Source organism: Leifsonia sp. C5G2 (genome assembly GCF_013359685.1).
Classification (GTDB): Bacteria; Actinomycetota; Actinomycetes; order Actinomycetales; family Microbacteriaceae; genus Leifsonia.
Genome location: NZ_JABFMV010000009.1, coordinates 67773 through 93728, shown reverse-complemented (window position 1 = coordinate 93728; position 25956 = coordinate 67773). Strand labels below are relative to the sequence as shown.

At 70.1% G+C, this 25956-nt stretch carries 22 protein-coding genes; 16 read left to right on the top strand and 6 right to left on the bottom strand.

Annotation, left to right across the window (positions count from 1 at the left end; all coding sequences use genetic code 11):
* Nucleotides 1–133: 133 nt before the first annotated feature.
* Entirely contained in the window at nt 134–1663 is a 1530-nt protein-coding gene (locus HNO83_RS13055; RefSeq protein ID WP_175337949.1) for a SulP family inorganic anion transporter, read from the top strand.
* A gap of 23 nt (nt 1664–1686) precedes the next feature.
* Here HNO83_RS13055 and HNO83_RS13050 read toward each other — a convergent pair whose 3' ends face one another.
* Nucleotides 1687–3456 carry a chloride channel protein gene (locus HNO83_RS13050; RefSeq protein ID WP_217499020.1) on the bottom strand — a complete coding sequence of 590 codons (1770 nt, stop codon included), beginning with the start codon at nt 3454–3456 and terminating at the stop codon, nt 1687–1689.
* Between the two features lie 67 nt (nt 3457–3523).
* On the opposite strand from HNO83_RS13050, the gene HNO83_RS13045 reads away from it, so the two are divergent.
* From HNO83_RS13045 to HNO83_RS13030, 4 genes are read left to right on the top strand one after another with little or no spacing between them, the layout of a single operon-like run.
* Nucleotides 3524–3994, top strand: coding sequence for a MarR family winged helix-turn-helix transcriptional regulator (locus HNO83_RS13045; RefSeq protein ID WP_175337948.1), 471 nt, complete (start codon nt 3524–3526; stop codon nt 3992–3994).
* Nucleotides 3995–4042: 48 nt separating this feature from the next.
* Nucleotides 4043–4534, top strand: a complete 492-nt coding sequence (locus HNO83_RS13040) for a hypothetical protein (protein WP_175337947.1) — start codon at nt 4043–4045, stop codon at nt 4532–4534.
* A complete protein-coding gene (locus HNO83_RS13035; RefSeq protein ID WP_175337946.1) occupies nt 4521–5162 on the top strand; it encodes a methyltransferase family protein in 642 nt (213 codons plus the stop codon). Before HNO83_RS13040 ends, HNO83_RS13035 begins: the two co-directional genes overlap by 14 nt.
* Before the next feature lie 9 nt (nt 5163–5171).
* Nucleotides 5172–6359: an FAD-binding domain gene (locus HNO83_RS13030; RefSeq protein ID WP_249776713.1), complete on the top strand. Its 1188-nt coding sequence runs from the start codon at nt 5172–5174 to the stop codon at nt 6357–6359.
* On the opposite strand, the gene HNO83_RS13025 is transcribed toward HNO83_RS13030, so the two are convergent.
* From HNO83_RS13025 to HNO83_RS13015, 3 genes are read right to left on the bottom strand one after another with little or no spacing between them, the layout of a single operon-like run.
* Entirely contained in the window at nt 6356–7537 is a 1182-nt protein-coding gene (locus tag HNO83_RS13025) for a redoxin domain-containing protein (RefSeq protein ID WP_175337945.1), read from the bottom strand. The two genes, HNO83_RS13030 and HNO83_RS13025, sit on opposite strands and share 4 nt — an antisense overlap.
* Nucleotides 7534–8385, bottom strand: coding sequence for a cytochrome c biogenesis CcdA family protein (locus HNO83_RS13020; RefSeq protein ID WP_175337944.1), 852 nt, complete (start codon nt 8383–8385; stop codon nt 7534–7536). The genes HNO83_RS13025 and HNO83_RS13020 overlap by 4 nt, the downstream gene beginning before the upstream one ends.
* Complete coding sequence (locus HNO83_RS13015) at nt 8382–9428, bottom strand: cytochrome c oxidase assembly protein (RefSeq protein ID WP_217499019.1); 1047 nt, start codon at nt 9426–9428, stop codon at nt 8382–8384. The genes HNO83_RS13020 and HNO83_RS13015 overlap by 4 nt, the downstream gene beginning before the upstream one ends.
* A 264-nt stretch (nt 9429–9692) precedes the next feature.
* Here HNO83_RS13015 and HNO83_RS13010 point away from each other — a divergent pair, with 264 nt between their 5' ends.
* The 10 genes from HNO83_RS13010 to HNO83_RS12970 all read left to right on the top strand — a co-directional run bounded on the left by HNO83_RS13010 (nt 9693) and on the right by HNO83_RS12970 (nt 24216).
* Entirely contained in the window at nt 9693–10103 is a 411-nt protein-coding gene (locus tag HNO83_RS13010; RefSeq protein WP_175337943.1) for a hypothetical protein, read from the top strand.
* A complete protein-coding gene (locus tag HNO83_RS13005; RefSeq protein ID WP_175337942.1) occupies nt 10100–10741 on the top strand; it encodes a gluconate 2-dehydrogenase subunit 3 family protein in 642 nt (213 codons plus the stop codon). Before HNO83_RS13010 ends, HNO83_RS13005 begins: the two co-directional genes overlap by 4 nt.
* Nucleotides 10734–12368 carry a GMC family oxidoreductase gene (locus tag HNO83_RS13000; protein WP_175337941.1) on the top strand — a complete coding sequence of 545 codons (1635 nt, stop codon included), beginning with the start codon at nt 10734–10736 and terminating at the stop codon, nt 12366–12368. Before HNO83_RS13005 ends, HNO83_RS13000 begins: the two co-directional genes overlap by 8 nt.
* A gap of 23 nt (nt 12369–12391) precedes the next feature.
* Nucleotides 12392–14230 (top strand): thiamine pyrophosphate-requiring protein, encoded by a 1839-nt coding sequence (locus tag HNO83_RS12995; RefSeq protein WP_175337940.1) that lies wholly within the window; start codon nt 12392–12394, stop codon nt 14228–14230.
* Nucleotides 14220–15350: an enolase C-terminal domain-like protein gene (locus HNO83_RS12990; protein WP_175337939.1), complete on the top strand. Its 1131-nt coding sequence runs from the start codon at nt 14220–14222 to the stop codon at nt 15348–15350. The genes HNO83_RS12995 and HNO83_RS12990 overlap by 11 nt, the downstream gene beginning before the upstream one ends.
* 34 nt (nt 15351–15384) lie before the next feature.
* Complete coding sequence (locus HNO83_RS12985) at nt 15385–16185, top strand: alpha/beta fold hydrolase (RefSeq protein ID WP_175337938.1); 801 nt, start codon at nt 15385–15387, stop codon at nt 16183–16185.
* An 86-nt stretch (nt 16186–16271) separates the two neighbouring features.
* On the top strand, nt 16272–16856 hold the full coding sequence (locus HNO83_RS20430; RefSeq protein ID WP_249776712.1) for a hypothetical protein: 585 nt from the start codon (nt 16272–16274) through the stop codon (nt 16854–16856).
* Nucleotides 16853–18460: a helix-turn-helix transcriptional regulator gene (locus HNO83_RS20800; RefSeq protein ID WP_349627186.1), complete on the top strand. Its 1608-nt coding sequence runs from the start codon at nt 16853–16855 to the stop codon at nt 18458–18460. The genes HNO83_RS20430 and HNO83_RS20800 overlap by 4 nt, the downstream gene beginning before the upstream one ends.
* A gap of 132 nt (nt 18461–18592) precedes the next feature.
* Entirely contained in the window at nt 18593–19879 is a 1287-nt protein-coding gene (locus HNO83_RS12975; RefSeq protein ID WP_175337936.1) for a hypothetical protein, read from the top strand.
* Nucleotides 19879–24216: a CLIPPER-2 domain-containing protein gene (locus tag HNO83_RS12970; RefSeq protein ID WP_175337935.1), complete on the top strand. Its 4338-nt coding sequence runs from the start codon at nt 19879–19881 to the stop codon at nt 24214–24216. The genes HNO83_RS12975 and HNO83_RS12970 overlap by 1 nt, the downstream gene beginning before the upstream one ends.
* Nucleotides 24217–24341: 125 nt before the next feature.
* On the opposite strand, the gene HNO83_RS12965 is transcribed toward HNO83_RS12970, so the two are convergent.
* Entirely contained in the window at nt 24342–24722 is a 381-nt protein-coding gene (locus HNO83_RS12965) for a VOC family protein (protein WP_175337934.1), read from the bottom strand.
* Nucleotides 24723–25216: 494 nt separating this feature from the next.
* Here HNO83_RS12965 and HNO83_RS12960 point away from each other — a divergent pair, with 494 nt between their 5' ends.
* Nucleotides 25217–25648, top strand: a complete 432-nt coding sequence (locus HNO83_RS12960) for an Hsp20/alpha crystallin family protein (RefSeq protein ID WP_175337933.1) — start codon at nt 25217–25219, stop codon at nt 25646–25648.
* A 62-nt stretch (nt 25649–25710) separates the two neighbouring features.
* Here the strand turns inward: HNO83_RS12960 and HNO83_RS12955 are convergent, their stop codons facing one another.
* On the bottom strand, nt 25711–25956 hold the full coding sequence (locus HNO83_RS12955) for an acyl carrier protein (RefSeq protein WP_175337932.1): 246 nt from the start codon (nt 25954–25956) through the stop codon (nt 25711–25713).

Here is a 25956-nt window from a genome sequence, read left to right as displayed (position 1 = left end):
GGTAGGGTTGAGGGTTGGCGCCTCTGGCGTCCCCTCCCTTCCCATTCTTGCCGGTCGCTGTTGTGCGGATGCCGTGCGAACCCCCCGCCCCCCCGCCGAAAGCGCCGAGACGCGTCCCACAAGGAGTCGAGCCATGGCCTCTGGCCTGAAACAGCTGTTGCTGGCCGCCACCGTCGGAGTCCCGACCGATGACGGCACCGTCCGCGTCGTCGACGTCCTCCGCCGGCCGAAGCTGATGACCCGCGAACTCCTGGCCGGCCTCGTCGTCGGGCTCGCTCTCATTCCCGAGGCCATCTCGTTCTCGATCGTCGCCGGGGTGAGCCCGAGTGTGGGGCTCTACTCCTCGGTGGTCATGGCGATCGTCATATCGATCACAGGCGGGCGCCGGGCCATGATCAGCGCGGCCACCGGCGCCATCGCTCTCGTGGTCGCACCGGTCGCCCGCGACTACGGGCTCGACTACCTGGTCGCCACGGTCATGCTCGCCGGGCTGCTCCAGATCCTCCTGGGAGTCGCCGGGTTCGCCAAGCTCATGCGCTTCATCCCGCGCAGCGTCATGGTCGGTTTCGTCAACGCACTGGCGATCATGATCTTCCTCGCTCAGCTGCCGCACCTGATCGGCGTTCCCTGGCTGGTGTATCCGCTGGTCGGGCTCGGCATCCTGATCATCGTCCTCTTCCCGCGTCTCACGAAGGCCGTCCCGGCGCCGTTGATCGCGGTGGTCGCCGTCACCGCGATCGCGATGCTCGGGAGCCTCGACATCCCGACCGTCGGCGATGACGGGAAGGTCCCGGCGGGGTTGCCGAACCTGTTCTTCCCGCACGTGCCGTTCACGCTCCACACCCTGACGATCATCGGACCCTTCGCCCTGGCGGCCGCCTTGGTCGGGTTGGTGGAATCGCTGATGACCGCGAAGCTCGTCGACGACATCACCGAGAGCGGCTCGAACAAGACCCGAGAGTCCATAGGACAGGGAATCGCGCAGATCGCCTCCGGCTTCTTCGGAGGAATGGGCGGCTGCGGCATGATCGGTCAGACCATGATCAATGTGCGTGAGTCCGGCGCACGCACTCGCCTCTCCACGTTCTCGGCGGGAGTATTCCTGCTCATCCTGATGGCCGTCTTCCACGACCTCGTCAACCAGATCCCGATGGCCGCGCTCGTGGCGGTCATGGTCATGGTGTGCGTCGGCACTTTCGACTGGCACTCCATCCGCCCTGCCACCCTGAAGCGGATGCCCGCGGGGGAGACCGTCGTCATGGTCACCACCGTCGTGGTCGTGGTGGCCACCAACGATCTCTCGATCGGGGTCGTCGTCGGCGTGATCGCCGCCATGATCATCTTCGCCCGCCGCGTTGCGTCGATCGCCACGGTCACGCGCAGCCTGCCTGCGGCGGACCACGCTCACTACCGGGTCGACGGCGAGCTGTTCTTCGCCACCAGCAACGACCTCACCCACCGCTTCGACTATGCGGGCGACCCGGCGCGCATCACCATCGACCTGTCCGATTCGCACATCTGGGACGCGTCGACCGTTGCCGCGCTCGATGCCATCGAGACCCGGTATGCCCGACACGGCAAGACGGTGTCGGTCGAGGGAATGAACCAGGTCAGCCGGCGCTTCCACTCACGGCTGACAGGGCAGCTCGGCGGCGAAGGCTGAGTCCTGTGCGCCGGCGGCCGCCATCAGGACGTGACGGCACGGAGGACATCGGCGGGTGCCAGCCAGCCGACGAGCATGCCGTCGACGACGACCGGGATCCCGTCCGTCGACTCCGCGCCGATGACACGGTCGAGCACGGTCGACACGCGATCGTGAGCGTCCAGTGCGGGACTCCGTTCGGTCAGCTCGGCAGCGGTGCGCGCGCCCGCGTCGGCGTCGGTCGCGAGCGCTGAAGCGGCGTCGGCGGAGGTCAGGACCCCCAGGAGGGCACCATCCGGCCCGACGACCGGTGCTGCACGCCGGTGGGATGCCCCGAGCCGAGCGATCGCCACCCCGGCGTTCTCGTCGCCGGAGATGGTGGGCGGCGGCGGTGACATGACGGACGCGACAGTGCTGCTGGCCAGGCCGGGAAGGGCAGGTGCGGAGAGATCGACGCCGCGTCGGGTCAGTTTTCGCGTGTAGATCGTCTCGCGGCTGAGCAGTCGGGAGATGCCGGTCGCGACGACGACGGCGAGCAGCAACGGCAGGATGATCGAGTACTCTCCCGTGAGTTCGAAGAGGATGATGCCCGCGGTGATCGGAGCCCGGGTCGCGCCGGCGAAGACGGCGGCCATGCCGACCAAGGCGAAGGTGCCGGCCTGCCCCGAGAGCCCCGGTATGACGAGACCGACGGCCTCTCCCGCTGCCGCGCCGAATGCGGCGCCGATGACGAGGCTGGGCGCGAAGACGCCCCCGGATCCGCCGATCCCGATGGTGAGGCTGGTGGCCGCCATCTTGGCGAGGACGAGCACGAGGAGGAAGCCGATCGTGTACTTCCCCGCGACGCTGGCCTCCAGGACGGGGTACCCGACGCCGTACAGCTGCGGCATGGCGAACAGCAGCAGACCGAGCAGCAGGCCGCCGACGGCCGGGCGCAGCCACTCCGGTCCCCGCCAGGCCCAGTCGCAGACATCCTCGATCAGGTACAGGATCTTGCTGAACAGCACGCCTACCGCACCGGCCAGCAGACCGAGTCCGGCGAAGAGCAGATACTCGCTCGGCTGGCTGACCCGGAAGGCGGGCAACACCAGGAACGGATGATCGCCCAGGATGGCTCTGCCGATCACGGAAGCGGTGATCGAGGAGAGCATCACGGCGGCGAAGGAGCGAGTGGCGAAGTCGCGCAGGATGAGCTCCAGCGCGAAGAAGACCCCGGCGATGGGGGCGTTGAACGTCGCGGCGATCCCGCCGGCCGCACCGCAGGCGACGAGAGTGCGCAGCTGCGACTCCGGCATGCGCGTGATCCGCCCGAGGGTCGATCCGAGCGCTGACCCGATCTGGACGATCGGCCCCTCGCGGCCGACCGATCCGCCGGAACCGATGGTGATGGCAGAGGCGAGCGCTTTGACGACGGCGACACGTCCGGGGATGTGGCCGCCGCGGCGGGCGACCGCGTACATCACCTCCGGCACGCCGTGGCCGCGCGCTTCGCGCGCGAACCGGTGGACGAGGGGGCCGTAGATCAGGCCGCCGACGGCCGGGGCAAGGATGACGAAGGCGCCACCGAGCCACGGGACCCACGGGTTGGCGGGATGTCCGGTGGTCGCTGCGTAGTCCGACGTCCCGGTGAAGACCACGGTCGCGGTCTGCACCAGCCAGCGGAAGACGACGGCGGCGAGGCCTGCCCCCGCGCCGACGACGATCGCGGATACGACCAGGGGTGCGGGGGTCGCAAGGATGCGCCGCCACCAATGCGTCATGCTGTCACGTGAACCGTCGACGATTCCACGGATGCTGGCGGTGATGGCAGACACAGAACCCCAATCATGTAGTGATGCAACTGTTGCATTTATGCATGAGAAGCGTAACACTGGAGGCACCATGCACATCGACGGATTCCCGCACGCGGCCACCGAGGCGACCCTGCGCGCCTCGCGCGCTCTGCTCGGCATCGTCGCGCGTTCGGTGGCGGATGCGCTCGATCAGGTGACCCTGCCGCAGTTCCGTGTGCTCGTCGTGCTCTCCGGCTCCGGTGCGATGCGGATGGGCGCCCTGGCGGCGCGGGTCGGCGCGGTGCCCTCGACGTTCAGCCGCACCATCGACCGCATGGTCGACGGCGGTTGGGTCGTCCGCCAGGAGAGCCCGCAGAGCCGGAGGGAGATCCTGGTCGACCTCACCGACGCCGGGCGGCAGCTCGTGGAGCAGGTCACCGACCGGCGGCGCCGGCAGATGGCGTCCGTCCTGACGTCCCTGACCAGCGAGGAGCAGCAGAAGATCATCGACGCCCTCGACCTCTTCTCCACCGCCGCGGGCGAGCCGACACCCGAGGATCTGCTGGTCCTGGGGCTGTAACGAAAGCCGCGTGGGGACGCGGCCACCACCTCACCAGAAGGAGATGCGATGACGGATCCAGACGAGGCCCTCGCGGTCACTCAAGCGAACGTGCAGAGCTATTTCGCTGCGAGTCTCGAGGCGCTGCTCGGTGACGCCGCCGACCAGATCGCCTGGGAGGAGTGGGTCGCGTCGGTTCGTTTCGCCTCCGAGGAGACCTGGTTCCGGTGCAACGCCTTCCTCCTGGCGCACACGCTCGGCCGGTTCCTCGCGCGATCCGCGCCGGGGGAGCCGGACGCACCGCGCGACGACTGGCTCGACGCGTTCGTCGGAGCGGTCGCGTCCGGAGACGCCCGGGCCGAACTCGTGCTGTGGGCGTCCGCGCCTGTCGACAACCCGGTGGCGAACGATTCCGTCCGCTTCTCGGCCGCCCTCTGGTCGATGTGCACCGCCTTGCGAACGTCCCGGCCGCTCGACGGAGCGCGGCCGGGGCCTTTCACGGAGCCCGTATGGCTCGACGACCCGGACATGGTCTGGAGTCCGTCCGATGAGCGGGGGTGAGGGCGCCGGCCCCCGGGCGGTGCTGACCGCCGCCAACGCGCTCGGCGCTCTGGCAGCGGCCTACCTCGTCCTGGGGCCGCTGTCCGTCGCCGCTCCCGGACGCGCGTGGCTCGTCGTGGGCTGTTCTGCGGTGTACGTGCTGCGCGTCGTCGTGACCACCTACGTCACAGTTCAGCGATCGGTCGGATACGCGGAGGCAGCGCTGGTCGGCGGGTGGATGCTGATCATCCACGTGACGATGGGCCTGGTCGCCATGCATGTCCGGTCGCCACTGGACGGCTGGACGATCGCCGGGGTGGCCCTCTACCTCTTCGGGTCGTGGATGAACACCTTCTCGGAGCTGCAGCGGCGCTCGTGGAAGGCGCGGCCGGAGAACAGCGGGCACCTGTACACGCGGGGGCTCTTCTCCTGGTGCCGGCACCCGAACTACCTCGGCGACACGCTCCTGTTCACCGGGTTCGCGGCGGTGACGGGTTCGTGGGTCGCGCTCGTCATCCCGGCCATCATGGCGCTGGGCTTCGTGTTCGCAGCGATCCCGGCGCTCGACAAGCGGTTGCGCGAGCACTACGGCGACGAGTTCGACCGGTGGGCAGGGAAGACGGCCCGCTACATCCCGCTCGTCTGGTGATGATGGGAGATGGTCGGCATGAAGGTGCTGATCGTGGGTGCGGGCATCGCGGGGCCGACGCTCGCGTACTGGTTGCAGAGAACGGGGCATGAGCCGACTCTGATCGAGTCTGCGCCCCAGCTGCGCCAAGGCGGCTATCTGGTGGACTTCTGGGGTGCCGGGTTCGACGTCGCAGAGCGGATGGGGATCACCGACCGTATCCTGGAGCGCGGCTACCGGGTGCGCGAGGTCCGAGAGGTGGACGAGGGCGGACGCCGGATCGCCTCCCTCGACGCGCTCAAGCTGATCGGCGGCGCCGACGGGCGCTACACCAGCGTGGGGCGCTCCGATCTGTCGGAGGTCATCTTCGATGCGATCGGCCCGGGGATGGAGACGATCTTCGGTCAGACCGTCGGGGCGATCGACGACGACGGGCGCCGCGTCCGGGTGCAGCTGAGCGGTGGGGCCGAACGGGAGTTCGATCTGGTCGTGGGGGCGGACGGGCTCCATTCCACTGTGCGGCGACAGGTGTTCGGCGCGGAGAGCAGCTTCGAACGGCGACTCGGCATCGCCGTCGCGGCGCTCGACCTGCCGGGATATGTGCCGAGGGAGGAGCTCGTCGCCGTCTCGCGTACTCAGGTCGGGCTGCAGACGCTGCGGCTCAGCCTCCGCGATGACGAGACGCTGATCCTGTTCACCTTCCGCTACGACGGCGAGGTGCCGCAGGACGACATACCGGCGCAGCAGCAGCTGCTCAGAGACCTGCTCCGTGGGGTGGGGTGGGAAGTGCCGGCGATGCTCGAGCGCCTTTCACAGGCTCGGACGTTCTACATGGATGTCGCCGCCCAGATCCTGATGCCGGCCTGGAGCCGCGGCCGCGTCGCCCTGATCGGCGACGCCGGGTCGTGCCCGTCCCTGCTCGCGGGGCAGGGTTCGGCGCTGGCGATGATCGAGGCGTACGTGCTGGCCGCGGAGCTTCACCGAGCGGAGGGCGATCATCGCGCGGCCTTCGCCGGCTACCAGCGCAGACTCGGAACGTTCGTCCGGTCGAAGCAGGACGCGGCCACGAAACTCGCCGGGGCTTTCGCACCGCGGAACAGGCGGCAGCTGGCGCTGCGGAACACCGTGATCCGGATGATGGGGCTGCCCGGCGTCATGCAGCTGGCGGTCGGGCGCAGCCTGAGGGACCGCATCGAACTGCCCGCCGTCCCCGCCTAGCCTTTCGATCCGCTCGCAGGCATCAGGGTCTGCAGGATGTACTCCAGCTGCTCGGCGGTGAAGGCGCCCGGGTGCCGGATCAGCACACGGCCGGAGGGATCCAGGACGACGGTGTAGGGAAGCCCGGTGATGTGGAAGCGGCCGGCGATCACCCCATCCGCATCGGCCGCGAGCGGGTAGGTGACTCCCGACCGGGCCGCGAGAGAACGCGCGGATGGCGTCTGATCGGAGACGTCGATGCCGAGGAAGGCGGCTCGCCCGCTGAACTCCTGCGCGACTTTCTGCAGCGCGGGCAGTTCCGTGACACAAGCCGTGCAGGTGCTGGCCCAGAAGTTCAGCACGGTGTAGGCGCCGGTGGAGCTGCTGTTGCGGCCGGAGCCGTCCAGGGCGGGCAGGGAGAACGGCGCGGGTTTCGAGCCGACACCGGTGCCCGTCGTGCCGAGGTCGGCCGGCGCCGCGCCCGAGACGGTGCCGCGTTCGGACGACGGCAGCAGATCGACCGCCTCCTGCGCCATCGTGTGGGCGAACGCGGCGGTGCTGGCCGAATCCGTGCCGAACTGGCCGAGCGCGCGTTCGGTGCCGGAGGGGTCGATGAAGAAGATCTCGGTGCCGTGCACAACGGACCGCTGGGCCGGGTCGAGCTCGATCGGGACGCCGTACGCCTGGGCGACGGCCGCGAGCGTCTTCGGGCTCCCGGTGCCGTAGTACCAATTGGCGGCGTGCCCGAGGCCGTGCGCGTCCGTCCACTGCGCGACATCGGTGACCGCCGGGTAATACGGGTTCGCGTTGATCGAGACGAACGCGATCTTCCCGGACTGCGAGCCGAGGTCCGTGTCAGCGCGCGCGACATCCTGGGCCAGGAGGGTGCACAGGTCCTGGCACTGGTCGTCGTTGAAGGTGAGGACGACGGAGCGGCCGTGGAAGGAGTCCGGGGTGATGGTCCGTCCGCTCTGGTCGGTCAAGGAGTAGGAGGGCGCTCGCACCGCGCTATGGCCGAGAGGGTCGAGCTGGATGAGGTCGGCCGCCGCCGACGTGATGCCGGGCGCCGCGGGCGGAGACGACGGTGCTGCAGCCGTGGACGGCGGCAGCGCGGCGGCGATGACGACGCCGACGAAGGCGGCCAGGACGGCGACCGCCGCGACGATCACCGGCCAGATGCGAGGTCGTTGTGCTGTCACTGCTGCTCCGGGGGGTTCGGGGTGCGACGTCGCCGGGCGATGGCGATCGACGCCAGAGCGGAGAGGACCACGAGCGTGGCTGTCGCACCGATGATCAGCGGGTGGGCGGAGACCGCGGAGCCGAGCGCGTCGGCGGCGCCCGCCACGTAGGTCGAGAGACTCCGCTGAGCGTCCGGCTGGACGACGAGGCGGGTTCCGAACGCCAGCAGGTAGATGCCGACGAAGATCAGCACCCAGGATGCGATGCGGGGAAGGTACCGGGTGATTCGGCGTCCCGCGATCCGCACGGCCTCGGCGCCGAGGAGCGAGGCGACGACGCTGCAGGCGGCGACGAAGATGCCCATGCCGAGGGCGTAAGCGAGAGCGGCGGCCAGGGCGCCGAGGGGCGCGCCGGCGGTGACGCTGGGGGACGCGGCCGCGAGGAAGAGGGGCAGCGTGCATCCGAGGGAGGTCGCGGCGAATGCGGCGCCGTACCCTGCCATCGCTGGCGCGTCGCGCCCGGACCGGAAGGGGAGTGCGACCGCCGGCAGTCTCAGCTCCTTTCCCGCCGCGCCGAAGATGCCGACCACCAGGAGGACGAGCCCCAGGGCGGCCGTGAAGTACGGCGTCCACGCGAGCCCGAGCTTCAGTCCGGCGGCGACCGCGAGGCCCGCGACGGCGAACACCGCGACGAACCCGGCTGTCATCGAGGCCGACGCCTTCACAGCGCGCAGCAGCCGACCGGACAGGGATGCCGCATCCTCCCCGAGGAAGACGGCGAGGTAGGCGGGGAGGAGGGGGAACCCGCACGGGTTCAGGGTGGCGGCCAGGCCGAGAGCGAAGGCGTAGACCAGATCCGCCGCGTTCACGCGCCGTGCCGTTCGTCGTAGGCCGCGAGCCGTGCCAGGTAGTCGTTGTACGCGGCCCGCTCTGCCTCGGCGCGGGCGCTCGACCTCTCGAGCCGGCGGGTGCGCCGTTCGTCCGAGCGCTGCCACTGCAGGAAGATCACCCCGAGCACGATCAGGGTCGGGATCTCGGTGAACCCCCACGCGATGCCGCCGCCCACGGCCTGGTCCGCCAGCGGTGCAATGCCCCACCCGGGGATCGGGTGGCGGTAGAACCCGACGGTCAGAGCGACGGACATCATGAGCATGACCCCGAAGAAGGCGTGGAACGGCGTGGTCGCCGCGAGCTCGACGATCCTGACGGTCGGCCCGGCGTAGCGGCGCAGGCCGCGGGATGCCTGGCGGGGAGTCGGGTCGATGCCGAGCACACACCAGAAGTAGAGGAATCCGACGGCCAGGAAGTGCACCAGCATCAGGTTGTGGCCCCACATGGTGCTCATCAGAGCGTCGAAGATCGGGGTGAAGTAGAGGCCGTAGAGGCTGACGAGGAACAGCGAGAGCGACGTCACCGGGTGGGCCAGGAATCGCGCCGGCCGGCTGTGCAGGACGGCGAGGAGGAGCGAGCGGGCCGACGTCTGGCCGGATGGCCTCGCCGGAAGCGCACGGAGGGCGAGCGTGATCGGTGCCCCCAACACCAGGAAGACGGGGGCGAGCATCGACAGCACCATGTGCTGCACCATATGGGCGCTGAACAGCTCCATCCCGTAGCCGTCGATGCCGGTGGCCGTCATGGCCAGCACGGACGCGATGCCGAGCGTCCAGAGGATGCTCCGGTGCAGCGGCCAGCGGTCGCCGCGGAGCCGCAGCCTCACGACGGCGATGGCGTAGAGAGCGAGCAGCAGGAGCATCAGCACGGGGATGATCGGCACCGGCTGAGGGTGGACCGCGATCATCCGGGCGAATGTCGGGGGCGTCGTCGGCATCCACATCAGCCCGGTCATGGCGTGCAGGGGCGACCCGTCGCCCGGTGGCGGGGATGGTGCGGCCCAGACGGAGAGATTCTTCATGGCGGTGTTCACGGCGATTCGACAACCAATGCATATCTGCAACATTTGCAAGGCTACACGGCTTGCAACGCGCGGGGTGACACGATCCCGGTGTCCGGATCTGAGAAATCCGAAACGTGCACTTGTACAACTGTTGCAACGGGGGAGGGTGGGTCGTGAACGCGCGGACGGGGTCCGGCCCTCGCGCACGAGTGCATCAGGGAGGCGACAGTGTCGGTTCGTCGGCGCGGCACCAGGACACGAAGCGAGTTCGGGATCGACCGCATGATCCGCAACATCGAGACCGGGCGGTTCGAGCGATCCCTCGCCGCTCTGACGGCAGCCGGAGCGGTGGTCACGGCCGGCGAGATCTTCTTCGAGCACGACAAGGCGAGCTTCGGCAACCGGTGGATGTGGGTGCCGGTCGTGCTGGGGCCGGTCGGCGCCGCCGCCGGAATCGCCGGGGTGTTCAGCAAGCGCGCCGCCAAGGTCGTGCTCCCACTGGCGTCGCTGACCATCATCGCGAACGGGCTGCAGGGCACCTACCTGCACGCACGCGGAATCGGCCAGAAGCCCGGGGGCTGGCGCAACACCCGCTACAACCTCGAGATGGGCCCGCCGCTGCTGGCGCCGCTCCTGGTGACCCTGGTCGGTGGGATGGGCGTCCTCGCCGCGATCCTGAGGCGCGAGCGATGACGGCGCTGAACCTGGAGCCGCGCCACGGCGGCGGCCGCTATCCCGGCTTCGACACTCTCGCCTTCCGTGACCACTGGGACGATGCCACCCGCGCCACCGTGGACAGCCGGCTCGGGATGCTTCCGGACTTCCGCTTCTTCACCCTTGAGGAGCAGGCGGCCGCGACGGCCCTGTTCGACCAGCTGCTCTACCAGCGCGACGAGCCGAAAGTGCCGGTGACGAACATGGTCGACGCCCGGCTGGCCGAACTGCAGACCGACGGCTGGCACTACGACGACATGGCCGGCGATGCGGAGGCGTGGCGCTCGACGCTGGCCGCGCTGGACGAGGACGCGTCGGCGGCCCATGGCTCACCTTTCTGCGAGCTTGAATGGGATGACCAGACGGCTCTCCTGGCGGGCATCCATAACACCGACGGCGATTGGCACGGCTTTCCGGCCGCCCGCGTCTGGAGCCTCTGGACCCGCTACGCATGCACGGCCTTCTACTCGCACCCGTTGGCCTGGAACGAGATCGGCTTCGCCGGCCCGGCGTACCCTCGCGGTTACAAGAACATCGGAGTCGACCGGCTCGAGCCCTTCGAGGTCCCGGACGCCCGGCCCTCCGAGAACCCGATCCCGGGGAAGCGCGATGGTTGACGCCGTACGCGAGCGCAACGAGTCGGCCTGGCTGCTCACCGACGACGGGTCGCAGTACCGGCACGGGCTGCGGGAGGACATGCGCCGGTTCGACGACACCGACGAGGTCGATCTGGTGATCGTGGGCTGCGGAGCGGGCGGTTCGACGCTCCTGCAGCGGGTCGCCCGCGCCGGGTGGCGGGCGGTGGCGCTCGATGCAGGACCGTTCTGGGACACCCAGCGCGACTGGGTCAGCGATGAGGCCGGTTCTCACCATCTCTATTGGACAGAACCGCGGCAGATCGGCGGAGACGACCCCGTGCCGCTCGGTTCGAACAACTCGGGCCGAGGGGTCGGCGGTTCGATGATCCACTACGCCGGGTACACGCCGCGTTTCCACCCGAGCGACTTCCACACGGCGACGGCGGACGGCGTCGGCGCGGACTGGCCCATCGAGTACGGCGATCTCGCTCCGTACTACGGGCGCATCGAGGGCGAGCTCCCGGTCGCAGGGCAGGACTGGCCGTGGGGCGACCCGCACTCGTACCCCCACCGTCCTCACCCCGTGTCGGGCAACGGCGAGATCTTCCTGCGCGGGGCGGAGGCCGCCGGGATCGAGGCGCGGGTCGGTCCCGTCGCGATCGCCAACGGACGCTTCGGCCATCGTCCGCACTGCATCTACCGCGGGTTCTGCCTGCAGGGCTGCAAGGTGAACGCGAAGGCGTCGCCGCTGATCACGCACGTCCCCGATGCCCTCGCGCACGGTGCCGAAGTCCGCGCGGACTGCATGGTCTCGTCCATCGAGGTGGATGCGCGCACCGGGCGCGCGACAGGAGTCCACTACCTGAAGGACGGACGCCACCGGTTCCAGCGAGCCCGCATGGTCGCCGTGGCCGGTTACTCCATCGAGACGCCGCGACTGCTGCTCAACTCGGCCTCGTCGCGCTTCCCCGACGGGCTGTGCAACGACTTCGACCAGGTCGGCCGCTACCTGATGGTGCAGGGCGCTCCGCAGACGGCGGGACGCTTCGAGTCGGAGGTGCGCATGTGGAAGGCGCCGCCCCCGGAAGTGAGCACCGAGCAGTTCTACGAGACGGACCCGAGCAAGCCGTACAAGCGCGGCTTCTCCATCCAGACCGTGTCGCCGCTGCCGATCACCTGGTCGGAGCACGTCATGGCCGAGGGGCGCTGGGGCGCGGAGTTCCGCGAATACATGACCGACTACGCGCACTGGGCCTGTCTCGGGGCGCTGTGCGAATTCCTCCCGCAACCGGGCAACCGCGTCACGCTCGCCGACGAGAAGGACCGCTACGGACTCCCGATCGCGCACTTCTCGTACAGCCAGTGCGACAACGACCGGGCGCTCGCGAAGGCCGCACAGGGGGTCATGGAGCGCATCCTCACGGCGGCGGGTGCACAGGAGACGATCACTGTCCAGCGGTACGCGCATCTTGTGGGCGGGTGTCGGATGGCGGCCGATGAGCACGACGGCGTCGTCGATGCCGACTGCCGGAGCTTCGCCGTGCCGAACCTGCTCATTACCGACGGGAGCGTGCTGCCGACGCAGGGCAGCGCCAACCCGGCGCTCACCATCATGGCCATCGCGGCGCGGGCGGCCGATCGGCTGATCGCGCGGCCCGAACCGTAGGAATCACAGAGGAAGGAAGCATCATGGCAAGCACCGTCAGCGACTTCATCATCGGACGCATCCAGGAGTGGGGCGTGCGTCGCGTCTTCGGCTTCCCGGGGGATGGGATCGGCGAGTTCGACGGCGCCCTCGGCAAGGCCGAGCGCTCGGACAGGGGACTGCAGTACGTGCGGCCCACGCACGAGGAGATCTGCGCCCTCATGGCGGCCGCTCACGCCAAGTTCACGGGGGAGGTCGGGGTCTGCATCGCCACCTCGAGCCCCGGAGGCTTCCACATGATGAACGGTCTCTACGACGCGAAGATGGACAATCAGCCGGTCGTCGCCATCGTCGGTCAGCAGGGACTCGACTCGTTCGGCACGTTCAACCAGCAGGAGAGCAACCTCGAGCAGACCTTCTCCGACGTCGCCGCCTACGTGCAGACGATCGTCTCGCCCGAGCAGGCGCAGGCCGTCGTAGACACGGCCTTCCGCACGGCGATCACGCGCAAGCAGCCGACCGTGATCATCCTCCCGCACGACGTGCAGGGCATGAAGATGGCTGAGCCCGGCGCCGAGATGTGGGTCTCCCGCTCCAGCGCGGTGGCGCCCTCCACCGATCTGCTCCCGCCGGCGGACGAGCTGGCGAAGGCCGCTGCGGTGATCAACGCGGGCAAGAAGGTGACCTTCCTGGTCGGGCACGGGGCGAACGGCGCCACCGACGAAGTGCTCGAAGCGGCGCGCAAAGCCGGTGCGGGGATCATCACGGCGCTGCGGGGCAAGCAGGTCGTGCCCTCGGACATCCCGTACCACACCCAGCAGCTGGGCCTCCTCGGCTCGCTGCCGAGCTACCACCAGGCCAACGAGTGCGACACCCTCGTGATGCTGGGCACGAACTATCCCTACGGGCAGTTCCTGCCGAAGACCGGGCAGGCACGCGCTGTCCAGATCGACCTCCGGCCCGAGCAGCTGGGCCTGCGCTATCCGACCGAGGTGAGCCTCTGGGGGGACGTCAAGACCACGCTGGCGGCGCTCATCCCGCTGCTCGACACCAAGACCGACCTCTCCTGGCAGGAGAAGGTGGCGGGCGAGATGGCCGACTGGGAGGCCGAGATGGAGGCCCAGGCGATGGTCGAGTACTCCGACGGCGTCAATCCGCGTCGCGTGTATCACGAGCTGAACAAGCGACTTCCCGCGCAAGCGATCGTCACCGCGGACGCCGGGACGACGGCGGACTGGTACGGCCACCACATCCGGCTCCGGCGGGGGATGATGGGCGACCTCTCCGGCCGGCTCGCGACCATGCTCGCCGCCATGCCCTATGCGGTGGCCGCCAAGTTCGCGTATCCGGAGCGGCCCGTGATCTGCACCATCGGCGACGGCGCGTTCCAGATGCTCGGCATGAACGAGCTCATCACCGTGAAGAAGTACCTGAAGACCTGGGACAACCCGCAGCTGATCATCCTGGTGCTCCACAACGACGACCTCACCCAGGTCTCGTGGGAGATGCGGACGGAGGACGGCAACCCGGTGTGGTCGACCTCTCAGGATGTCGAGTCCGTCGACTATGCAGGCTGGGCCGAGCTGGTCGGGTTCACCGGGATCCGCGTCACGACCGACGACCAGGCCGCGCAGGCGTGGGATCGGGCGTTCGCGAACCCCGGCGTCACCCTGATCGACGCCCACACGAGCAAGAACGTCCCTCCGCTGCCTCCGCACATCACGGCGGAGTTCGCCAAGAACACGGCGCTCGCCCTGCTCAAGGGCGACCCGGACGAGTTCGGGGTGATCAAGGACTCGGCCAAGGCACTGTTCACAGAGGGGGTCGAGCGGGTGAGGGGCGCCATGCACCTGGACCGCGACCACGACGGCGATGAGAAGTGACCCGGACGCCCGGCTGACCTCGCTCGCGGTGGACGCGGTCAGCGTCGCCACGACGACCGGCGGCCGGGAGCGGCCGGAGAGCGACGGCACCATCGCGTGGAGCAGCACCGGCCTCGTCGTTGTGCGCCTGAGCGGCGGGGGCGAGACCGGCATGGGCTACACGCACGCCCCCGCGGCCACGCTCGGCATCATCCGCGAGCTGCTCTGGCCCGCGGTGGCCGGCATGGATGCGCGCGACACCGACCGCGTCTACTGGGCCATGGCCCGGGCGGTGCGCAACGCCGGGTGGCGCGGGGTCGCCGCCGGAGCGATCGCGGCGGTCGACATCGCCGCGCACGACCTCGCGTCCAAGCTCGCCGGCGTCTCGCTCACGCAGTACCTCGGCGGCGCTCACGACACGGTCGCGGCGTACGGCAGCGGGGGCTTCACCGACTACACCGACGAGAAGCTCGTCGAGCAGCTCGGCTCATGGGCGGAGCACGGCCTCCGCGCCGTCAAGATGAAGGTCGGCTCGCACCCGGACGACGACCTCCTCCGTGTGAGGGTCGCCCGGTCGGCCATCGGCGACGATGTGGAGCTCTTCGTGGATGCCAACGGCGCCTACGAGCGCAAGCAGGCGCTCGGCCTGGCGTCGGCATTCGCCCTCGAAGGTGTCACCTGGTTCGAGGAGCCGGTCTCCAGCGATGACCGTGCCGGCCTGCGCCTGATCCGCGATCGCATGCCCGCTCCGATCCGGGTGGCCGCCGGAGAGTACGGCTACACGCCCGCCGACTTCCGCGACCTGGTGGCCGGGGGCTGCGTGGACGTGCTCCAGGCGGACGCGACACGGTGCGGCATCACCGGGTTCCGGACGGCCGCGGCACTCGCCGCAGCATTCGACCTGCCTCTCAGCGCCCACACCGCCCCGGCCCTCCACGCCTCGGTGGCGGCAGCGTTCGACGTCGCGATCAACGTGGAGTACTTCCACGACCACGCCCGGATCGCCAGCGCGTTCTTCGACGGGCTCCCGGCTCTGCGCAACGGCGAGCTCGTGCCGGACCGATCGGTGCCCGGGCACGGGCTGACGCTGAAGGAGGCCGACGCGGAGCCATACCGCACCGCTCAGTGGAAGTCCGAATGACCTCAGGCTCTCGGGAGAAAGGCAGGGACGAGAGATGTCCGACCGCACCATCCGCCTCGGCGACGGCCGGCTGACGGGATTCTCCGCGATCGGCGACCCGGTCGGCCGCCGACTGGTGATCCTGTGTCACCCGACCCCGGGTGCCGCGGGCTTCGACCCCGATCCGCCGGTGTCACGGTCGTCGGGCGCTCACATCGTGGCGCTCGACCGCCCGGGGTACGGCTCATCCGAACGCGTTCCCGAAGCGGCGGCCTTCACCCCTGCCGGGTGGGCCGACGAGGTCGCGGAGTTCCTGAAGCGGACCGAGCAGACAGCCGCGTCCATCTCGACCACCGATTTCCAGAACGTCGGGGTGATCGGGTGGCGCGAGGGCGGCCTGTTCGCCGCCGCCCTGGCCGCGCGACACCCTGAACTGGTCGACCGCGTCGCCTTCGTCGGTTCGCCCGCGCCCGCGCGGCTCTCCGCTGCGGCCGGGACCGATCCGGCGGACTGGCTCGATGAGTCCCGCTTCCGCACCGGCCGGGACGACACGGACGCCTACGCCTACACGCGGCGGATCCAGCGGATGCTCGCCGACGCGACCCTGTCCGGGGCCGCCGGAATCGAGAATGATCTGGCCGCCTTCCACCGAGCCGACGTGGACTTCTCGGCGATCGCATCCGACAACCTGTTCGTCTACGGGATGCGGGACGACATCGTCACCGTCCGCGACGCCACGTGGTACCGCGAGAACGTCCCGAACACGGTCGCATACCGCTCCCGCACCGGGGGCCGCGATCTGATCCGGGCGGAATGGCGGAGGATCCTCGACCACGTCGCGCCGCGGAGGGAGTGACCGGGCCTCGTCGTCGGCAGTGGACCGCCGAGGCCGGCCGCGCATGCCAAGATACGAAGGTCGTCCTCCCCGTGAAGGAGCCACTCGTGTCGATCTACCCGGAGGCCGCGGCCACCCGCCGCCGTCTCTCGTTGCTCCACGTGGTCGTGTCGGTGGTGATGGCGGGGGCGGCGACCGCACTGGTCGTCCTGGCGTTCTCGCCGTTCAGCGCGGCGACGGCCGCGTTCTCCGCGCCGCTGTACGCCGTGGTCGCGGGCGGGTACAGCGTGTTCCCCTTCCTCGCACGCCGGGTGCTGGGGTTCCGCTGGGCGGCGACGGCCGCCGGAACGGTCGCGGGGCTGCTGTCGGCTCCGATCAGTCCGATCGGGCTGTTGATCGTGGTCCCGTTCGTCGCCGGGGGAGCCGCCTACGATGCCACGATCTGGGCGCTCGCCCGCTTCCGTCGTGACGGGCGGACCCCGGAATGCGTCTTCGCCGCCGCTGCGGCGGTCTCGGCCCTCGTCCTGTTCCTGGTCTCGATGCCGGTGATGACGAACCGGGCCCCGCTGTTCCTCCTCGCGGTGCTCGGCGGCCGGCTGGCCGGGCAATCGGCCGCCTCGGCGCTGGCCGGGCTGGCAGCGCGCGTCGCGTCGCGTCGCGGATCGGCCGGCCGGCCGGGTTCGCTTCGGTGAGCGATCGGGAGGGCGCGGCGCTCGCCGACGGCGCGGCCGACGACGCGGGGGATGACGCGCTCGCTGCGCTCCGCACCGCTGTCGAGGCGGCGGACTGGCCGGCGGTGACGAACGCCGTGCGCCGCGGATGGTTCACGCTGGTCACCGACGAGCACAGCGAGACCACCCGGGCTCTGCTCGAACGGGTGCCCGCGAGCGTGCTCCGCGCGGAGCCGCTGATCGCCACAGAACTCGGGATCGTCCTCAACAAGCTGCGGTTCCACCGGCTGCGCGCCGTCCGCTACTTCGTCATGGCCGTGCGCGCCGCCCGCTCGACCCAGAACTCCGACCTGCTCCCGGTGGACCGCGTGCTCATCCGGACGGCGGAATCGGGGGCGCTTCGACTGCTCGGCCGCACAGGAGCCTCCGTCGCGGCGGCGCGGGCCGCACGGGAGCAGCTCGACCGGCTCGGCGACGACGACCGCGAACTCATCGCGGACCTGCCCCGCATCTACGCCGTCATCGGCGTCTCGCTCTACTACGGCGGATTGCCGGAGGAGGCACTGGATGCGGCCGCGCACGGGCTCGCCGAGGCGCCCACGACGCCGCCCTCGACGGGGATGGGCGCACTCGCCCTGCTCGCCGGTGTGCACGCTCTGCGCGGAGACATCCCGTATGCGATGGAGCACATCCACTACGCGCGCACCGGGCCGTGGACCGATCGGCAGCGGAGCATGTACTCGGGGGTGTTCTACCGGATCGCCGAGGCGGTGGTGGCGCTCGAACGGTTCGACGCCGACCGGGCACGCGCGGAGCTCGACTCGCTGATCCACGGCCGTCATGGCACGGAGCACTGGGTGACCGTGGCCCAGATGCGCGCGCTGACCGAGCTCGTCGCCGGCAACCCCGGCACCGGACTGGCCGATCTCGACGCGTCCGTGGCCGAGCACGGCGCCGGCGGCAGGTCGCCGCGCGTCCACGCCATCCTCGCGCCGATCCGCGCGCAGCTCCAGCTCGCGCTCGGCAACCCGGACGCGGCCGCGGCGATCGTCAAGCGGGAGCTCTCGGCGGGAGCCGCCGGCCATCTGGAACGCGCCCGGGTCGCGCTGGCCCTGGGGCAGAGCGGGAGCGCGCTGAGCGAGCTTCGCTCGATCGGCGCCGAGCGCCTGTCGAGCCGGCAGGCGGCCGACGCCGCCGCGCTCGAGGCCGCCGTGCTCCTCAGGATCTCGCCGACTCCGCGCCGCGACGGCGTCATCGAACGGCTGGGCACCCTGCTGCAGCGGACCGGGCAGCGGCTCGCCCTCGCGCTTCTCCCGCCGCAGGACCGGCAACGCGTCACCGAAGCGATGGAGGCCGCCGGTTACGGGGCCGTCACGGCCGAGCTTCCCGAACGACCCCTCCTGCCCGACGTCGAGCCGCGCCTCCTGCTCACCAGGCGCGAACGGGCGGTGCTCGAGCAGCTGATGCTCAACCGCACGACCCCCGAGATCGCGGCGGCGCTCGTGGTCTCCGCGAACACGGTCAAGACGCAGCTGCGGAGCATCTACCGGAAGCTCGGCGTCTCCGACCGGGAGGACGCGGTGGCCGTCGCGCTTGAGCGCCACCTGCTCGCCGACGAGGACTGACCGGGCGGTCGTGCACGACCCCCCCGGATGGGGGAGGGGTGATCGGCGGGTTAAAAACGCCGTCCGCCCGCGCCGCCGCCGATAGCGTGCGAGCGAGGGCAGCGCTGTGTGCTGGCCGCGAAGGGGAGTCACATGCACACGCGCTCGCGCGCCGCCCGGCTGATCGCTGCCGGAGTCGCCGTTCTCGGCCTCATCATCGGAGGGACGGCCGTCGCGGCCCCCGCCTACGCGGTCGACTCGATCTCGATCTCGCCGGCTACGACGACCGTCGCCAGCAACGTCCTGACGACCTACACACTCACCTACTCGTGCAGCACCTCCGGCAACTGCCTCAACGCCGCCGTCACGATCCCGACGAACACGGTGACCGGCAACGGGTCGAACACCGACTTCTCGTCGTGGGTGTCGGCGGGCACCTGCCCGGCTCTGACGAAGACCGCGGGGCAGGTCGCCTTCGCGCTGGGGACCGTGCAGACCGGCACGTACTCCTGCAACTTCACCGTCCGCGCACCGAACAAGACCACGCTCAACGGGGCGAAGGCGACGATCACCCCGACCTTCACCAGCAGCGGCGGATCGGTCACCGCCCCCGCGCCGGCGGTCCTCACCCTCACGGCAGGCCACAACGACAGCATGGGCGCCGGTGTCAACCCGTCGAGCGTCCTCAGCGGAGCCGCCCTGACTCTCAGCTTCAGCTTCGGCTGCGGCTCCAGCCAGACGAGCCCCGCCGGCGACCTCGGCCTGTCCGCGCTGAACATCACCGACGCACTGCCCGCGAACTTCACGTTCTCCGGTGTCTTGACCGCCCCTGCCTCCCTTCCCGGTGTTCTCACCGTCCCGGCCGTGGGCAGCTCCGGAGGGACGATCACGTACGCGGGCAACGGGTCGGAGGGCCTGAACCCGGCGAACAACCGCATCGTGTTCACCGTGCAGGGCACCGCGTCCACCAACGGCGTGCCGGACGCAGTCGGCGCGAAGGTGTGCCACACCGCGAGCGCGAGCTTCACCTACATCGACGGCTTCGCGGCCACCGCGACCTCGACGCCGGCGTCGCCGTGCGCCACGGTGATCGACATCGACTGGACGACGAACAAGGTCGTCACGCCCAAGACGATGGTCAACCGGGGCCAGTACACGGCGCTCGACGGCACCACTCCGACGCTCTACACCTTCCCCGGCGACTGGGACGGCGGGAGCACCACCAGCTACGACCTCACGGTCAACACCAAACCGGCGACGACCGGCTCGGGCCTCAGCTACGACCTCAAGGATCCGCTGCCGTGCATCGACAACCTCTCGGGGGCGAAGTACCTGAGCAACGCTCCCGGCGTCGCCTGCGCGAACCCCGCCTACATCCCCCGCGTGGTGACGGTCAGCGGCTTCGCGCCCGCGGCGGGCGCGAAGCCATCACCCTGCTGATGGCCGACGGCACCACCCGCACCGTGCCGTATGTCGCCGGGACAGGCTGGACGCTCCCGACCTCGCCCGCCGTGTCGGAGATCGACATCCCGCCCTTCACGCAGGAGGGTGCCAACACCTTCGCGGTCATCACGTTCCACGTCACCGGCTACGCCTCACCGGCGGCCGTGCCCGGCCACATCCTCACCAACACCACCTCGGTGAACGCCTACCTCTCGGGCACCTCCACCGCGATCAAGACGGCGCAGGGCCAGTCGGCGAGCATCCTGGTCGCCGACCCGGCGGCCAACGGCGACGGCGCGCTGACCTTCGCGACCTTCAGCACCGCGTACAGCGGAGGCTGCGTGGAGCGCGTGCAGCCGACGGGCAGCGGGATGGAGATCACCCAGGCCCCGTCGAAGGCCATCTATCTGGACTACCTTGCCCCGGCGGGCGTCGGCACCATCGCCGTCCCCGCGCTCTCCTTCACCCTGACCGGCGGGAACGGCAAGACGTTCACCGCCACCGGCGTCGTGCCGACACGGCAGGTCACCGACTACAACGGCACGGGCCGCACCCTGATCGAGTGGACGATCCCAGCGGGCCTCGCGACGGTACCGGGCTTCTACACGCTCGGGATGACCGGGTTCGACGTGAACCTCGGCGCGGGCTGCGCCGGGACGTTCCAGAACGCGATGACCGTCGGCTACGGCGCCGTGATCCCCGGCTGCGCCGTCTCGGGCGTCAATCAGACGCCGCCGGTCGCGCCCGCCGGCGACCCCGCGCTGAACACGAACGGCTCCCCGATCGCGGGCAACTACTGCGGGGCGTCAGCGCCGCTCAAGGTCACCGCGACCAATCCGGGCTTCAGCGTCGACAAGCAGGTGCAGGGCAACCTGGACCCGGCGCCGATCGGCTCCGGGGGAACCGGGCACGTGAGTGCCGCGGGCGGTACCGCCTCCTACACGATCTCGTTCACCAACACCGGGCAGTCGACCCTGGCGAATCCCGTCATGTACGACCTGCTGCCCCGCGTCGGCGACACCCGCGCGACGTCCACGGCGCCGCGCAACTCGCAGTTCCCGGTCACGCTCGAGGCGATCGCGACGCTGCCCGCCGGCCTCACGGTCGCCTACTCGCAAGCCGCCAACCCCTGCCGTCCCGAGGTGCTCGCCACCGACCCGGGCTGTGTCGACGACTGGTCCGCCGTGCCGCCGTCACCGCTCTCGGCGGCGACGGCACTGCGGTTCACGTACACCGGCAACGTCCTCGTCTCGGCCGGGTTCACGGCCACCTACACGGTCAGCACGCCGCCGTCCGCTGCGGGGAACGTCGCCTGGAACAGCATCGGCACGAATGTCACCGCCGGCGACACCCTCCTCGGTGCCGCGGAGTCGTCCCTGACCGGCCTGCAGGCGCAGAGCGCACAGCCCGCGATCACCAAGACGGCCGACCGGTCGACGGTGGATGCGGTCGGCCAGCCGATCGTCTACACCTTCACCGTCACGAACAACACGGCCGTGACCCTGGGCAACGTCCGGGTCGCCGACGCGCTCGTGGACTCGGCGGCGTCGAGCGTCGCGCCCACGGCGAGCTGCGCCTCCCTGTCCGCGCCCGCGGCACCCTGCTCCGGCGCCGTGACCTCCCTCGCGCCCGGTCAGGTCGCGACATTCACGGCGACCTACCTCACGACGCAGGCGGACCTCGATCACGGCGGGATCTCCGACCAGGCGACCGCGACGGCCGACCCGCCCACGGGTCCGGGACTCAGCAACAGCAGTGGCGTGGTGACGGTCGCCGCCCAGCAGACCGGCGCGCTCGCCCTGGTGAAGTCGGCGAGCCCGGGGACGGTGGACGCCGTCGGCGACGTCGTGGACTACACCTTCCGGGTGACGAACACGGGGAACGTCACCCTGCACGGCATCGGCATCGACGAGCTGTCCTTCGGCGGCAGCGGATCGCTGTCGGCGATCAGCTGCCCCCCGGATGCGCTGGCCCCCGGCCAGTCCGTGGAGTGCACGGCGAGCTATCCCGTCACGCAGTCCGACCTCACGGCGGGCTCGATCGCGAACACGGCGGCGGCGACCGCGCTGGACCCCTCCGGAGCCCCGGTCACCTCTTCCGGCTCCAGCGCCACGGTGACCGTCGACCAACTGGCGGGCCTCGCGGTCGTCAAGTCGGCGACCCCCTCTGAGGCGGCCGCGTACAACGCCGGACAGGTCATCACCTACTCGTACGTCGTCTCGAACACCGGCAACGTGCCCGTGAGCGGGATCACGGTCGACGAGGTGTCCTTCACGGGCTCCGGCGCACTGTCGGCGATCGACTGCCCGGGCACTTCGCTCGCTCCGGCGGGCCAGTTCACCTGCACGGCGACGTACACGCTCACCCAGGCGGACGTCGACTCCGGCTCCTTGGTCAACACCGCCCACGCGTCGGGCACCGCTCCTTCCGGTCCGGTGGTCTCGGGCGACTCGACGGTGACCACGCCGCAGACGCCGCTGGCGCGGCTCACGCTGACGAAGACCGCGGACACCGGCTTCGTGAACGCCGCCGGCGACGCCATCACCTACACGTTCGCGGTCGTCAACAGCGGCAACGTGACCATCCACGGCGTCCACGTGGAGGAGACCGCGTTCTCGGGCTCGGGAGGCCAACCGGCGGTCACCTGCCCGGCGAGCGTCCTCGTTCCCGGCCAGCGGGTCGACTGCACCGCCACCTACACGGTGACGGCGGCCGACATGGACGCCGGATCGGTCGTCAACACGGCCCGCGCCGTCGGCAGCGACCCGGCCGACACCGATGTGGCGTCGGCCCTCTCGACCGCGACCGTCACCGCGAACGCCGCTCCGGCCCTCACCCTGGTGAAGTCGGCCGGCGCCGCGGCCTTCGACGCGGTCGGCGACCCGATCGGGTTCTCGTTCCTCATCACGAACTCCGGCAACGTCACGGTCACCGGCATCGGTGTGATCGAGGACGCCTTCAGCGGCAGCGGCCCGCTCGGCGACATCCTGTGCCCGACCACCGATCTGGCGGCGGGCGAGAGCGCGACCTGCACGGCGGACTATGCGGCGACCCAGGCCGACCTCGACCGGGGCGGCATCGACAACACGGCCACCGCGCTCGGACAGGGTCCTGACGGCGCTCCTGTGCTGTCCGACCCGTCGACCGTCGCCGTCGCCGCCACCCAGGCGCCGGCGCTCGCGCTGCAGAAGACCGTGTCCCCGGGGACCGTGGATGCCGCCGGCGACACCGTGACCTACACGTTCCACGTCACGAACACCGGCAACACGACCCTCTCCGGCATCGCCATCGCGGAGACCGCGTTCTCGGGGGCGGGAGTGCTCGCGGCGCCCGACTGCGGCGCCGCTCCACTCGCTCCCGGTGCCGACCGCACCTGCACCGCCACCTACCACGTGACCCAGGCCGACGTGGACGCGGGCACGCTGACGAACACGGCCGTCGCCTCCGCGGGGGCGGTGGACTCCTCCCCGTCCACCGCGACCGTGACGATCGACCGCGCCCCGGCGCTCACCCTGGTGAAGTCGGCGCAGCCCGCCGCACCCGCGGACTTCCGGGCCGGCCAGACGATCACCTACTCGTTCGTGATCACGAACACCGGCAACGTGACCATCACCGGGGCCGGGGTTCAGGAGGGAGCCTTCAGCGGCTCGGGACCCCTCCCCGCACCGGCATGCCCGAGCTCCGGACCGCTGGCGCCCGGCGCACAGCTCGTGTGCTCCACCGCCTACACGGTCACGCAGGCGGACATCGACTCCGGCTCGGTGACCAACAGCGCCACCGCCACCGGGACCGGACCGAGCGGAGTCACGCCGCCGACCTCGCCGGTGTCGACGGCGAGCGTTCCCGAGCCGGCCAAGCCGGCCCTGGCTCTCCAGAAGACGACCGATGTCACGCGCATCACGGCCGCGGGCCAGCAGGTGCCGTACACGTTCACCGTCACGAACACGGGCAACACCACGGCCTCCGGCATCTCGATCGTCGAGGGCGACTTCACCGGCCACGGCCCGAAGCCGGTCGTGACCTGCGCGAAGGGCTTACTCGTCCCCGGACAGTCGCTCACCTGCACGGCCGTCTACACCGTGGTGAGCGCCGACCTCGACGGGAGCGTCCTGTCCAACACGGCCACGGCGACCGCCGGCTCGCCCGGAGGCGGCAGGGTCGGCTCCGGCCCGTCGAGCGCGAGCGTCCACGACGTCGCCTCGGCCGCGGACCCGAGCGGCCTCCCCTCCACGGGAAGCATCATCGGGTGGGGAGCAGGTCTGATCGGAGCGGTGCTGATCCTCTCGGGAACACTGCTGATCGCGATCAGGCGGCGGCGCGGGCTGACCTCGTGATGGGCGGTCACAGCTCCTCGCTCCGCGCCGGGAAGGGGTAGGAACTCATCAACCCGTTGCCTGTTCAGATCGCCCTCTGAGCGGCTCGGCACGTGGCGCCGAGGGACTGATGCTCGCCTGCCCTGTCAGGACGGCGAGCCTCCACGGTCGGATGCCGTTGTGTCCTGGACCATCATCCCGATCAGGTTCCCTGCGGGGTCGCGGATCATTGCGAACGTCCCTACGCCGGGCACGCTCGTCGCCTCGACGACGCGCGAAGCGCCGAGCTTTTCCGCGTCCGCAATGGACGCCTCGAGGTCGTCGACGGACACGTAGACGGTGAAGTAGGGCGGCGTCCCGCCGCTGGTCTGCAGGACACCGCCGGCGAGCCCACCTCCTCCCGGTGAGAGGAGCCAGTACTCCGGGCCAGACGGCCGGACCTCCCAGCCGAACAATCGGCCATAGAAATCTGCGAGCGCACCGCCGTCCGGTGCCCCGAACTCGAAGTGAATGACGGGATGGGACATGACTCTCCTCCTCAGGATCGCGAATCGCTCAGGCCCGTCCACTGCCCAACGTGAACAGACGCGAGCACAGCAGCACCCCCACGACCATGTGGGCGAAGACGACGGCGTCGAACTTCAGGCGCTCCGTGAGGAGCACCGATCAGCGCGGTTCCGCTAACGGCAAGCACCCGCCCACAGCGCAACGAGACGTGCGACTCCCTCTCGGCGGCCCTGTGGGGCGGTGCCTCACCCGCGCGGTCTGACGACGATTCATGCTGCATGCACACACTGTGCGCATTCGACGAAATGGGTGCTCGGGCCGAAAGTCACGCGGGCCGAGCGGCACCCGTTCGGAGCTCCATGCGGGAATCGGCATTCTTGGCAACCGAGAGCACCGTGCGCGACTGGGCGCGTTCCCCGGAGGCTGAGAATCAGCGGAGGACCTTCGGCCCGCGCCCGCAGTCTCTTCGCCACCTAGCCTTGACCACCGCAGGGCAAACGAAGGGATGCTGACCATGACCGACGAACTACTCCGTCTTGACCCGTTCGCTCGCTTGGCGCGACTGGAACGTGACATGTTCTCGAATGAGTGGGAACCGCGGATGCGGGTGTCGATGCCGGTCACCGACATCTACACGACCGACGACGACACCATGATCGCTGAAGTCCATCTTCCGGACTTCGCGGAGGGGGACATTTCGGTCGACCTCGATGCGGGTGATCTGGTCATCCGAGCCGAGAAGCACGAGAAGAAAGAGGATCACGGCAAGAACTATGTGGTTCGCGAGTCCAGCCGGAGCTTCTACCGGCGGATCGCGCTTCCAGAGAAGGCCGACCCGGAGAAGGCCACGGCCTCCATGGGCAATGGCGTGCTCACGGTCACCGTGCCGCTCGACGGTTCGGGACGGCGCACCCGTATCCCGATCTCCGTCAAAGCGAAGGATTGAGCTCGCCAGAGCCTTCTGCCGTCGACAGCCGCCGGCTCCGGGCAGACCGGGGCCCGCGGCTTTCACTTCGCGTGCGCGGCGACGTAGTCGACGAAGCCGCCGACCGTGTCGAGGTGGTGGTAGTCCTGCTCAGGGGTCTCGACGCCGGTGGAGTCCGCGATCAGTTGGACCAGCCTGAGGAAGTCGAACGAGTCGATTTCCAGGTCCTGACGCAGTCGAGCGGTATCGCCGAGATCGTCGCGGGCGAGATCGGGTGCCACCTCGGCGAAGGCGTTCTCGACGGCCGTACGTGCTAGATCGATGTTCAT